At 68.3% G+C, this 11,285-nt stretch carries 11 protein-coding genes; 8 read left to right on the top strand and 3 right to left on the bottom strand.

Annotated elements, in window-relative coordinates; genetic code table 11:
* Positions 1–199: 199 nt before the first annotated feature.
* The 6 genes from abc-f to D9V32_RS03550 all read left to right on the top strand — a co-directional run bounded on the left by abc-f (position 200) and on the right by D9V32_RS03550 (position 6,961).
* On the top strand, positions 200–1,849 hold the full coding sequence (abc-f, locus tag D9V32_RS03575) for a ribosomal protection-like ABC-F family protein (protein WP_121647515.1): 1,650 nt from the start codon (positions 200–202) through the stop codon (positions 1,847–1,849).
* A 24-nt stretch (positions 1,850–1,873) separates the two neighbouring features.
* A complete protein-coding gene (locus tag D9V32_RS03570; RefSeq protein WP_220700644.1) occupies positions 1,874–2,719 on the top strand; it encodes a helix-turn-helix domain-containing protein in 846 nt (281 codons plus the stop codon).
* A 167-nt stretch (positions 2,720–2,886) separates the two neighbouring features.
* The gene (locus tag D9V32_RS03565; RefSeq protein WP_121647514.1) at positions 2,887–3,885 is read left to right on the top strand and encodes an ABC transporter substrate-binding protein; all 999 of its coding nucleotides are present in this window, start codon (positions 2,887–2,889) and stop codon (positions 3,883–3,885) included.
* Positions 3,882–4,751 (top strand): siderophore-interacting protein, encoded by an 870-nt coding sequence (locus D9V32_RS03560; protein WP_121647513.1) that lies wholly within the window; start codon positions 3,882–3,884, stop codon positions 4,749–4,751. Before D9V32_RS03565 ends, D9V32_RS03560 begins: the two co-directional genes overlap by 4 nt.
* Positions 4,748–5,911 carry a FecCD family ABC transporter permease gene (locus tag D9V32_RS03555; protein ID WP_245982014.1) on the top strand — a complete coding sequence of 388 codons (1,164 nt, stop codon included), beginning with the start codon at positions 4,748–4,750 and terminating at the stop codon, positions 5,909–5,911. Before D9V32_RS03560 ends, D9V32_RS03555 begins: the two co-directional genes overlap by 4 nt.
* 213 nt (positions 5,912–6,124) lie before the next feature.
* The gene (locus tag D9V32_RS03550) at positions 6,125–6,961 is read left to right on the top strand and encodes a FecCD family ABC transporter permease (protein ID WP_220700643.1); all 837 of its coding nucleotides are present in this window, start codon (positions 6,125–6,127) and stop codon (positions 6,959–6,961) included.
* Here the strand turns inward: D9V32_RS03550 and D9V32_RS03545 are convergent.
* Together D9V32_RS03545 and D9V32_RS03540 are read right to left on the bottom strand one after the other, a co-directional pair.
* Entirely contained in the window at positions 6,958–7,605 is a 648-nt protein-coding gene (locus D9V32_RS03545; protein ID WP_121647512.1) for a response regulator transcription factor, read from the bottom strand. The genes D9V32_RS03550 and D9V32_RS03545 overlap by 4 nt on opposite strands.
* Positions 7,606–7,682: 77 nt before the next feature.
* The gene (locus D9V32_RS03540; protein ID WP_121647511.1) at positions 7,683–8,840 is read right to left on the bottom strand and encodes a sensor histidine kinase; all 1,158 of its coding nucleotides are present in this window, start codon (positions 8,838–8,840) and stop codon (positions 7,683–7,685) included.
* Positions 8,841–8,953: 113 nt separating this feature from the next.
* Between D9V32_RS03540 and D9V32_RS03535 the strand changes: the two genes are divergently transcribed.
* Positions 8,954–9,454, top strand: coding sequence for a hypothetical protein (locus tag D9V32_RS03535; RefSeq protein ID WP_121647510.1), 501 nt, complete (start codon positions 8,954–8,956; stop codon positions 9,452–9,454).
* 67 nt (positions 9,455–9,521) lie between these two features.
* On the opposite strand, the gene D9V32_RS03530 is transcribed toward D9V32_RS03535, so the two are convergent.
* Positions 9,522–9,893, bottom strand: coding sequence for a zinc ribbon domain-containing protein YjdM (locus D9V32_RS03530; RefSeq protein ID WP_121647509.1), 372 nt, complete (start codon positions 9,891–9,893; stop codon positions 9,522–9,524).
* Positions 9,894–9,967: 74 nt separating this feature from the next.
* Between D9V32_RS03530 and D9V32_RS03525 the strand changes: the two genes are divergently transcribed.
* Positions 9,968–11,071 (top strand): glycosyltransferase family 4 protein, encoded by a 1,104-nt coding sequence (locus D9V32_RS03525; RefSeq protein WP_121647508.1) that lies wholly within the window; start codon positions 9,968–9,970, stop codon positions 11,069–11,071.
* Positions 11,072–11,285 lie beyond the last annotated feature (214 nt).

The following is an 11,285-nucleotide window of genomic DNA, read 5'->3' as shown; positions in this document are numbered from 1 at the left end:
TGAGAGCGCGGCGGCGGGGCATTCGGGTGGTCCGTTCACTCGGGAGGGGAACGCGGGGCGTTCTCGGGATAGTACGGATGATACCCGCTGCGGCCAACCGGGGATTTACCGTCGACGGCGGCCGAGCATCGAGGATGCGAGGTTACCGGCCCGCGGCGCGTGTATTCCACGGCCCCGCCCGGCCTGAAAGAATGGGGGCATGAGTGCAACGCTGGATATCCGCGACATCGCCGGAGGCTACGGCCACCGCATCCTCTTCGAGGGTCTCACCCTGACCGTTACCGAGGGCGATGTGATCGGCGTGGTGGGTGTCAACGGTGCCGGGAAGTCCACCCTGTTGAAGGTGCTCGCGGGGCTCATTGATCCGGCCTCGGGCGTGATCTCCCGCTCCCCCGCCGATGCCTTCGTCGGCTATCTGCCGCAGGAGCGCGAGCGGGTCGAGGGCGAGACGATCACCGCCTATATCGAGCGTCGTACCGGCTGCGCCGACACCCAGGCCGAGATGGACACCGCGGCGATGGCGCTCGCCGACCCCGATCCCACCGGCACAAATGCCGACGCCTACGACCGCGCGCTCGGCCGCTGGCTCGCGAGTGGCGCGGCCGACCTCGAGGATCGCATCCCCGAGGTGCTCGCCGACCTCGGCCTCACCCTGCCCACCGGCACCCTGATGACCTCCCTCTCCGGTGGCCAGGCCGCCCGGGTGGGGCTCGCCGCGCTGCTGCTCTCGCGCTTCGACATCGCGCTGCTCGATGAGCCCACAAATGACCTCGACCTCGACGGACTGGAGCGCCTGGAGGCGTTCATTCGCGGGCTGCGCGGCGGCGCGGTCCTCGTCAGCCACGACCGCGAGTTCCTCGGCCGCGCCGTCACCAAGGTGCTCGAACTCGACCTGCACCAGGGCCGCAACTCGCTGTTCGGCGGTGGCTATGACGCCTATCTGGAGGAGCGCGAGACCGCGCGCCGGCAGCGCCGCGAGGCCTACGAGGAGTACGCCGATACGAAGGCCGACCTGGTGGCCCGGGCGCGCACCCAGCGCGAGTGGTCGAGCCAGGGCGTGCGCAACGCCATGAAGAAGGCACCGGACAATGACAAGATTCGCCGCAAGGCCTCGGTGGAATCCAGCGAGAAGCAGGCGCAGAAGGTGCGCCAGATGGAGAGCCGCATCGCCCGCCTCGACGAAGTGGAGGAGCCGCGCAAGGAGTGGAAGCTCGAGTTCACCATCGGTCAGGCGGCGCGCTCGGGCGCGGTCGTGTGCACGCTCGATGCGGCAGTGCTGGACCGCGGCGGCTTCGTCTTTGGCCCGGTGAGCACCCAGGTCAACGGCGGCGACCGGATCGGCATCACCGGGGCCAACGGCGCCGGAAAGTCGACCCTCCTCGGGCTGCTGCTCGGCCGGCTCACCCCGGATAGCGGCCGGGCCTCGCTCGGCACCGGCGTCGCGATCGGCGAGGTGGATCAGGCCCGCGCCCAGCTCGTGGGGGATGCCTCCCTCGCCGACACCATGGCGGACCGCCTGCCCGACCTCGAGAAGGGCGAGGTGCGCACCCTACTCGCGAAATTCGGCCTGCGCGCCGACCACGTGGACCGCCCGGTAGATGAGCTCTCCCCCGGCGAGCGCACCCGCGCCGGCCTCGCGCTTCTCCAGGCCCGCGGGGTCAACCTCCTGGTGCTGGATGAGCCCACCAACCACCTCGACCTCGCCGCCATCGAACAGCTGGAGGAGGCTCTGGAGAGCTACACCGGCACGCTGCTGCTCGTCACCCACGACCGCCGGATGCTCGAAAACGTGCGACTGACCAGGCGTTGGCAGATGGCCGACGGCCAGCTGAGCGAGGGCCTGGTCTAACACCACCTGGTATCGTGCCGAGGGATGACCGGTATCCCGCCCGAGACCCCGGTGCGCCTGTGGGGCGCACCGGTCCTTGAGGCACTCCCCAGCTCGCCGTTTGCCGCGCCGCCCGGCCGAATGGTGGATGCCCCCTGGCTCGTGACCACGATGATGGTCGCGGCCGATTCCCCCATCAGCTGGCGGGCCCACCATCACTATGAGCATGAGATTCTGTGGTCGCCCACCGGCAATGTGACCGTTGAGGCCGCGGATCAGGTGTGGCTTGTGCCTCCGGTGCTGGGCATCTGGATCCCGGCCGGCACGCCCCACCGGGTACGCGCGAAGGCCGGCACCCGCACCTATGCGACCTACCTTAATCCGGATCTGGTGGAGATCACCTGGCCCGATGTGCTCGGGGTGTCGCTCTCCCCCGCCCTGCGCGAACTCCTGCTGCACAACCACTTCGAGGAGATGCCGGACACCCAGCGGCTCCGGCTGCAGCGCACGATCGTTGACCTGGTCACCCCGGTGACCGCGGCGTCGCTGGACATCCCGCTGCCGACCGACCCGGAGCTCGTGGATATCGCCCAGCGGATCATCGCCCGGCCGGATGATTCACGCACGGTGGAGGACTGGGCGGCAACCCTGAATTTGAGCGGTCGCACGCTGATGCGCCGTTTTGAGGCGGACACCGGGCTCAGCCTGACGCGGTGGCGCATCCTGGTGCGGGTGCGGCTGGCCCTGATCGATCTGGCCGCCGGGCACACCGTCGCGGCGGTAGCCCGCCGGCTGGGTTACGCGAACCCGAGTACGTTTATCGACACCTTCCGCTCGGTGACCGGGCACACCCCGGCTGCGTACTTCCGCAGTGTTTCGCGCACCGACTAGCGCAAAATCGCCAATCCTGTCGTAATACCGGTATCTTTCGTCACCCTCCCGGGATCAACCTCGCCCTAGAGTTATGAGGCAAGGCTGCCCTAAGCTCTAATCACGATGCTGGGTGTAGCCGACTCCCCCGACGCGCCCCGCGCGGTTCCCCAAAAGAAAGCACCTCCGTGAACAGCACCTCCGTTTCGCGCCGCCTCGCCGGCGTCGCGCTGACCGCACTCGCCGCGCTCGCCCTCAGCGCCTGCGCCACCGGATCCGGCGCCGCCCCGGCGAGCGCCTCGACCCGCGAATTCACCACCGACACCGGCACCGTCACGATCCCGAAGAAGATCGATCGCGTCGTCTCGGTGGACTTCTACACCCCCGCGGCCCTCCTCGACCTCGGGGTGAAGCCCGTGGGTGTGGTCAACACGTACTTCGAGAAGGAATCCCGCGGCATCCCCGACACCTATCGCGAGCAGGTACAGAAGTCCGATGCCATCTCGATCGGCGAGTACTACGAGCTGAACGTCGAGGCCGTCGCCCAGGCCAAGCCCGATGTGATCGTCGCCACCGACGACTTCCTGCCGCTGGATGACCCGATGCGCGCGCAGCTGGAAAAGATCGCCCCGATCGTGACCTTCTCCGCCCGCGACAGCCTGAGTTGGAAGACTCGCGCCGACGGCATGGCCGACCTCATGGGCCGCACCGAGCAGCTAGCCACCGTCAAGAAGACCTATGAGGACCGCCTCGCCGAGGTCAAGCAGGCCCACCCGAGCTTCCTCGACAACGAGACCATGGCCGTGTTTGTGCCCACCGAGGACACCTGGGGCACCTACGCCTCCACCCACTTCACCGGGGGCGTGTGGTCCGACGTCGGCGCGCGCTACCGCGACCAGCAGCCCGATGAGATCAACGAGGCGAAGTTCCCGAACTGGTTCTCCTTCGAGGCTCTGGACCGCCTGAACAACGCGACCGTGCTGTTCAGCCAGATCCCGATCACGGACATCGTGCCCGCCCTCACCGACAGCGTGCTGTGGAAGAACCTGCCCGCAGTGAAGGACGGCATGGTCTTCGAGAACATTCCCTACTCGCCCACCGGCTCCTACGGCTGGGGCACCATCAACCTCAACGACATTGATCCGCTACTCACCCGGGTCGAGACGGCTCGGGCGGAGGTCAAGTGAGCGCCTACTTCGGCACCGTGACGGCGGTAACCCCGCTTTCTCCCGGGCTCGTGCGGGTCACCCTGCACGATCCCGGGCTCTCCGGTTTTCCCAGCACCGACGTGGGCGATGAGTATGTGCGCGTGCACTTCCCCGAGCTCGACGGCACCCTGCAGGAACCCACCGTCGAGGAGAACGGCAACTGGAGCTTCGCGGGTGAGTATCCGCACGTGGCCCCGTACACGATCCGCCGGTTTAGCGCGGCGGACGCCGAGATCGACATCGACTTTGTGCTGCACGGTCACGGCCACGCGGCCACCTGGGCGAAAAATGCGGCCCCGGGTGATCGCCTGCTGTTCGGCTCGCCCCGGGGACTTTACGACGCCCCGGACCACCTCGAACGCTACCTCTTCGTGACCGATGCGACCGGGATTCCCGCACTCGGTCGCCTCCTCGAACGCCTCCCCGCTACCGCCCACGCGCGTGCGATCATCGAGGTGGCCGAGGCCGATCACCGGATCGAGCTCACGAGCCCCGCCGCCCTCGAAACCGAGTGGATTTCCGGCCGAGGCAACGGGGTGGCCCCCTCGGCAATGACCGAGGCGCTGCGGGCGATGAGCATCCAGCCGGGCACCTACGTGTGGGTGGCGGGCGAGGCCGGCGAGCTGCGTGATGCTCGCCGACTGCTGCGTCACGAGCTGAAGGTGCCAGGCACCTCGATGAAGATCATCGGCTACTGGCGGCACAACTCGGAGGAATGGATCACCCGCTGGGAGGCGCTCGATGAGTCCGTCACCACGCGCCTCAGCCAGCTCTGGGAGAACCCGGCCGATGAGGAGCTTGCGCGGGACGCCTACGAGGATCAGCTCGAACGGTTGGGGCTGTGACCCGGGTTTCCCCCGAAACGCGGGATGCGGCGGCGGGGGCCTCCGCAGTGCCCGTTTCCGCAGTGCCCGCTTCCGCAGTATCCGCTTCCGGAGCCCCCGTTTCCGGAGCCGATTCGGTCTCTTCCTCGGCGTCCGCTCCCGCGGCCCGCACCGTGCTGCTGCGCGGCCGCGGGGGCCGGATGCTCGGCCTGGCGATTGCCCTGGCCGTGCTTGTTCTCGCGCTGCTCCTGAGTCTCGTGGTCGGTACCCGTGCCATTCCGGCCGACGAGGCCTGGCGGTATCTCTGGGTCAACGACGGCGGCGAATCGGCCTATATTGTGCGGGAGATGCGTCTGCCGCGGGCGCTTCTCGGGCTCGTGGTGGGGTGTGCGCTCGGCGTGGCCGGGGCGCTGATCCAGGCGCTGACCCGCAATCCCCTCGCCGATACCGGAATCCTCGGTGTCGGGGCGGGGGCCTCGTTTGCGATCGCGATCGGCGTCGGGTTTCTGGGCATTACGAGCATTCACCAGTACCTCTGGCTCTCCTTCGGCGGGGCCGTGCTCGTGACCGTGCTGGTCTATGTGCTGGGCTCCGCCGGGCCGCGGCAGGCCACACCGATCCGGCTCACCCTGGTGGGGGTCGCACTCGGCGCCGTCCTCGGCGGGTTTTCGGGCACCATCGCCCTGCTGCGGCCCGAGAATTTCGAAAAGATGCGCGGGTGGGGCGTGGGTTCCCTCGCGGGGCGCGGCTGGGATGTCCTGGCCGCGGTGTCGCCGTTTATCCTCATCGGGATCGTGATCGCCGTGGGCTGCGCGGGCGCGCTCAACGCGGTGGCACTCGGCGATGATCTCGCGCGCTCGCTCGGTGCCAACCTCGCCGTCGTGCGCATTCTTGTGATTATCGCGGTCACCCTGCTGGCCGGGGCCGCGACCGGCGCGACCGGACCGATCGGGTTTGTTGGGTTGATGATCCCGCACGCTGCACGCTGGATTGTGGGGCCCGATCAGCGCTGGATCCTCGCCTACACGATCGTCTGCGCGCCCATCCTGCTCGTCGGTGCCGACATTATTGGCCGCATCATGGGCGGCCCGATCGAGTTGGAGGCCGGGATCGTCACGGCGTTTGTGGGTGCCCCGGTCCTGATCCTGCTCGCCCGGAAACGAAAGCTGAGCGGACTGTGACCCGGGCTGCGCCGCCGCGTAATCCGCACCACCTCGTGTGGCGCACGCGCTGGTGGTCGCTGCGTCTCGAGCGCCGCGGCATCCTCGTGGGACTGCTGTGCCTGGTGGCCGCTCTGTGCCTGGTCGTCGCCGCGGTGAGCTCGGGAACGTACACGATTCCGGTGCCCGATGTGCTCGCGGTCTTTACCGGCACCGGCGATCCGGGGGGCCACGATGGTGATCACCGAGTGGCGGCTTCCCCGCGCCCTTCTGGCGCTGATCTTCGGGGCGGCGCTCGGGGTATCGGGGGCAATCTTCCAGTCGCTCACCCGCAACCCACTGGGTTCCCCGGACGTCATCGGTTTCGCCTCCGGTTCCTACACCGGCGCACTGATCGCGATGATCGTGCTGGGCGGCGGATACGTGGGTACCGCGATCGGCTCACTCATCGGCGGCATTCTCACCGCCGCGGTGGTCTTCGCGCTGTCCTATCGCGGCGGGGTGCAGGGCTTCCGGCTGATCATCGTGGGCATCGGGGTGGCCGCGATGCTCAGTGCATTTAACAGCTGGCTGATCCTGCGCTCCCCGATCGAGGCCGCGATGCGCGCCGGGGTCTGGGGTAGCGGAAGCCTGAACGGGCTCAGCATCGAGCATCTTCCGGCAGCCGCGATCACCCTCGCGATTCTGCTTCCGCTGGCGATCGCGCTCGGCCCGGGACTGCGTCAGCTTGAACTCGGCGATGACGCGGCGGCGGCCCTCGGCACCCACACGACGCGGTTACGGCTGGTCGCGATTCTGCTCGGGGTTGCACTCACCGCCGCGGTCACGGCCATCGCCGGACCGATCGCGTTTATCGCCCTGGTGGCCCCGCAGATCGCCCGCCGTGTGACGAAAACCGCGGGGCTTGCCCTGCTGCCCTCGGCGCTCATCGGGGGCGTGCTCCTGATCGCCGCGGACTTCCTCGCACAGCGCATTTTCGCCCCGGTTCAGCTGCCCGTGGGCATGGTCACGGTGTCGATCGGCGGCCTCTACTTCCTCGCGCTGCTGATCCGCGAGTATCGCACGCGCTAGCCGCTCTCGCCCAGGCGGGCGATGGCCTCGGCGCGGGAGGAGACCCCGAGCTTCGCGAAGAGGTTGTTGGTGTGGGTCTTGACGGTGGAGAGCGAGACGAACATGGCCTCGGCAATCTCGCGGTTGCTCGCGCCCTGGCCCATGCGTTCGAGGACATCGCTCTCCCGCTCGGTGAGGCCGGCCTCACGGGCGAGGGTCTGCCGGGCCGAACGCTGGCCGAGCCCGCGGATCATGACCGCCGCCACCTCGGGGGCGAAGGTCTGCTGCCCCGCCACCGTCGCGTTGAGGGCGGCAAGGATCTGCTCACGGCCCGCGCTCTTGGTCAGATAGCCGGCGGCTCCCGCGGCGAGCGCGCCGGCGATCGAGGAGTCATCCGCGTAGGTGGTGAGCACGAGGACCGCGGTGTCGGGAAGTTCGGCGCGGATCTGCCGGGTCGCGGCCGCGCCATCGAGCACGGGCATGCGCAGGTCCATCAGCACCACGTCGGGCCGGGTTTCACGGGCCAGTTCCACGGCCCGCTCACCATTTTCGGCGGTGCCCACAACGCTCACCCCGGGTGAGTATTCGAGGATCGTGGCGAGGCCGTCGCGCACGGTGGCCTGGTCATCGGCCACGAGGACGCGGATGTCCGGGGAGTCGCTCATATCCACAGGCCCTTCGTCAGCCCCGGTACTTCGGCCGGGAGCTCTAGTATCCCAGACCCCGGGGAGTTCGGCCCGCATCAGTGGTACTCGATTTCGCCGCTCACAACCCATTCTCCGTTCCGTTCGCCGGCACTGATCGTGCCGCCCAGCGCACTAAATCTCTCGCGCAAACCGCCCAGGCCGTGCCCTCCCGAGGGGATCGCCGACCCCGCGGCATCCGCGATGCCCGCACCGGTGGAAATCCGCACGCTGGCCCGCTGCTTCTGCGCCTCCACCCGCACGGCGCTCGCGGCACCGGGGGCGTGCTTGCGCGCGTTTGTGAGGGCCTCGGTCACCGCGGCGCGCAGCGCATCGGCCACCGCCGCGGGCACCGAATCGAGGTCGCCCTCGGTGTCGACGCTCACCGCATGGCCGAGGGCGTCCGCGTGGCGGCGCAGGGTCTCCAGCGCCTCCTCCAGGGACCCGGATTCGCGCAGTGCCGCGACCGCCCGGCGGGCATCCTCGAGCCCCTCCTGAGCGAGGGTGCGGGCACCCCGAATACGCTCGCGCAGCCCGGGATCGGCCGCCTGCGCCTCGGCGATCACGTCGATCGCGTCGAGCTGCATCACCAGGCCGCCCAGCGAGTGCGCCAGAACGTCGTGGAGGTCGCGGGCCAGACGCGCCCGCTCGGCGAGCGCGGCGGTTTCGGCGCGCTGCACCAGGAGCTCGCGGTCGGCCTCGCGCTCGGTCGACGCCATCCGGCGCATCAGCGAAACGCCCACCACACCGACCAGACTGATCAGCAGCGGCAGATCATTGGGTTCGATGGTCGGCGCAAACAGGCGCGACACCAGATAGCCGATGACGGCTCCGGCCCCCACCCACAGCGTGCGCTGAATGGTGATCCACGGGGTACCCAGCAGCACAAACACGGCCACCGGCACGATGATCGATGCCCCACCCGACCCCAGCCCGCCGGCCACCGCCCCCAGGAGGAAGATGAGCGCCCAGGCGCGGAAAAACGCGGTGTCACTGAGCTTGGGCCAGTAAAAGGCCGCCGCGGTCCACACCACGCATGCAATCAGGGAGAGCACGATCGCCGGTGCCTTGGTAGCAAACGGCCCCGCCAGACCAAACGTCGCGGCGATCGCCGACACCACACCAAACAGGTGCACCACCATGCGCGCGATGGTGCGGCCGGGGCTCAGCACGCGATCGGCAATCCGGTGCTCGGGGGCAGGGTCAGTGAGGCTCATGCATCCATCATGCGCGATCGATTCGGCAATGGGCGGGATAGACCTCGATCTCCACCCGTTTCTCCACCCGGATGGTTGATCCGCCGGCCGAGTGCCGAGGGCAGACTGAAGACATGGAAATCGTGATCAATGTTGTTATTAGCGTCGTCATCCTCGCCTGGCTGCTCACCAACCAGCTGCGGGTCAAGCCCCTCACCACCTCCCACAAGCTCTGGATCATCCTCGCCGCCGTCGGTGTGGCTCGGGCCTACGGCTTCCTCGCCGACCACCCGCTCACCGTCTCCGACGTCATCCTCACCCTCGTCAGCATCGCCATCGGTGCCGGCATCGCCCTGATCCGCGCCCACACCGTGCGCCTCTGGTCCGACAACGGCACCGCGATGCGCCAGGGTTCCTGGATCACCGGTGTGCTCTGGATCGTCGGTATCGCCCAGCACCTCCTGGTCGACCTCTTCGTCGCCGAGGGCCTCGGCGTCGCCACCCTGACCTTCTACCTCGCCCTCATGCTCGCCGTACAGCGCTTCGCAATCAACGCCCGCGCCGTCAAGATGGGTCTGATCAAGCCGGGCGAGGTTATCACCAGCCGTTCCACCCGCCCCGCACGCGCCCGCTAAACCCCCGCACCATTTCCACACGCCCCCGGTAGCCTGGCTATCGGGGGCTCTGGCCTGCACGCGTACGCTAGTCGGCCACCCGCTTGACGACGCTGGACTTCAGCTGCATCGCACCAAAACCGGGCACCTTACAATCGATATCGTGGCCGTTGACGCCGTCCACGAGGCGGATGCCGCGCACCTTGGTGCCGACCTTAATCGATCCCTGGCCGCCACCCACCTTCAGGTCGCGGATCACGGTCACGGTGTCGCCGTCGCTCAGCACGTTACCCACCGCGTCTCGAATCTCGCGCTCCTCGGGAGCACCATTCTCGGCCGCTGAAGCGTCCTCGGCGGAGGCGTTCCACTCGTGGCCGCACTCCGGGCACACCAGCAGCGCGCCCATCTCATAGGCGTAGATTCCGGAACAGGCGGGGCAGGGAGGCAGCGAATCGGTCATTCCCGCAGGATACCGGCAATCGGATCGGGGCCGCATGCGCGGGTCGCAATCGGGTGCGCTGGTAGGCTCGGAGGATGAAGATCCTGTTCGATGCGCGCTACATCCGTACCGATTTTCACGACGGGATCAGCCGCTATTCGGCCAGCCTCGCCGCCGCCCTGTCGGAGCTCGTGAGCACCGATGAGGGCACCAGCGTGACCTACCTCATCCACGATCCCGCGCAGCGCGATTCGCTGCCCGCCGGAGCCGAGGCCCTGCTGATTCACGCCCCGACCTCCTGGCGCGAGCCCTTCACCGCGCTCCTGTTAAACCGTCACCGCGCCGATGTGCTGTTCTCGGCGATGCAGACCATCGGCGCGGCCGGACGCAAGTTTGGCCTCGTGCTCACCCTGCACGACATGATCTACTACCGCCACCGTACGCCCCCGAAGAACCTCGCTTGGCCTATCCGCATGGGCTGGCGGCTGTTCCACCTCTCCTATGTGCCGCAGCGGCTCACCCTCAACGCGGCGGACGTCGTGGCCACGGTGAGCGAAACCTCGAAGGCCGATTTTGAGCGGGTGAAGCTCACCCGCCGCCCGGTCGTGGTCATCCCCAACGCCCCGCAGCCGCGCGGCGACAAGCCCGCGGCGGATATCTCGCGCGCTCCGCGCAACCTCGTCTACATGGGCTCGTTCATGCCCTATAAGAACGTCGAAACGCTGATCCGCGCGATGGCCGGGCTCCCCGAACACACCCTGCACCTGCTGAGCCGCATCACCCCCGAGCGTCGCACCGAGCTGGAGGCGCTGATCCCGGCCGGTGCCCGCGTCATCTTCCACGGTGGCGTGAGCGACGAGGAGTACGAGGCCATGCTGCTGAATGACGCGATCCTCGTCACCGCGAGCCGCGACGAGGGCTACGGCCTGCCGGTGGCCGAGGCGCTGGAGCTCGGAGTGCCCGCGGTGATCACGGGCATGGACATTTTCCGTGAGGTCGCCGGCGACGGTGCCCTCTATTTCGACGCCGACTCCCCCGCCGAAGTGAGTGCGCGCGTGCTCGAACTCGACGATGATGCCCGCCGCACCGCGCTGGTCGAGGCCGGCCGCGCGCACATCACCACCTTCACCTGGGAGCGCTCGGCCCAGACCCTGCTCACCACGCTCGAGGCGATCCACGAGCACCGGAGCAGCCGCTAGCCGCGCCAAAAGGTAGTTTCACTACATCACACACGGCCGTGAGGGAAATCGCGGCGCAACGCTCCGTCATGAAACAACGCGTGACGACACGTTCGGGACGCCGATAAGCAACAGTTGTTATCGTCGGCGATGTGCCGACGCGCACCCCACACGGGTGCCGTAGGGACACAAATCCCCCAGTGTTACCTCGCCCCGAGCGCGCGCTCCGTCCCCA

The organism is Mycetocola tolaasinivorans (assembly GCF_003667565.1).
GTDB lineage: Bacteria > Actinomycetota > Actinomycetes > Actinomycetales > Microbacteriaceae > Mycetocola > Mycetocola tolaasinivorans.
This window is presented reverse-complemented; position numbering and strand designations above follow the sequence as displayed.

Excerpts from the sequence above, each read along its gene's own strand:
- abc-f (WP_121647515.1), top strand. The coding sequence starts at position 200 with ATGAGTGCAACGCTGGATATCCGCGACATCGCCGGAGGCTACGGCCAC.
- D9V32_RS03570 (WP_220700644.1), top strand. The coding sequence starts at position 1,874 with ATGACCGGTATCCCGCCCGAGACCCCGGTGCGCCTGTGGGGCGCACCG.
- D9V32_RS03550 (WP_220700643.1), top strand. The coding sequence starts at position 6,125 with ATGGTGATCACCGAGTGGCGGCTTCCCCGCGCCCTTCTGGCGCTGATC.
- D9V32_RS03545 (WP_121647512.1), bottom strand. The coding sequence starts at position 7,605 with ATGAGCGACTCCCCGGACATCCGCGTCCTCGTGGCCGATGACCAGGCC.
- D9V32_RS03540 (WP_121647511.1), bottom strand. The coding sequence starts at position 8,840 with ATGAGCCTCACTGACCCTGCCCCCGAGCACCGGATTGCCGATCGCGTG.
- D9V32_RS03535 (WP_121647510.1), top strand. The coding sequence starts at position 8,954 with ATGGAAATCGTGATCAATGTTGTTATTAGCGTCGTCATCCTCGCCTGG.
- D9V32_RS03530 (WP_121647509.1), bottom strand. The coding sequence starts at position 9,893 with ATGACCGATTCGCTGCCTCCCTGCCCCGCCTGTTCCGGAATCTACGCC.
- D9V32_RS03525 (WP_121647508.1), top strand. The coding sequence starts at position 9,968 with ATGAAGATCCTGTTCGATGCGCGCTACATCCGTACCGATTTTCACGAC.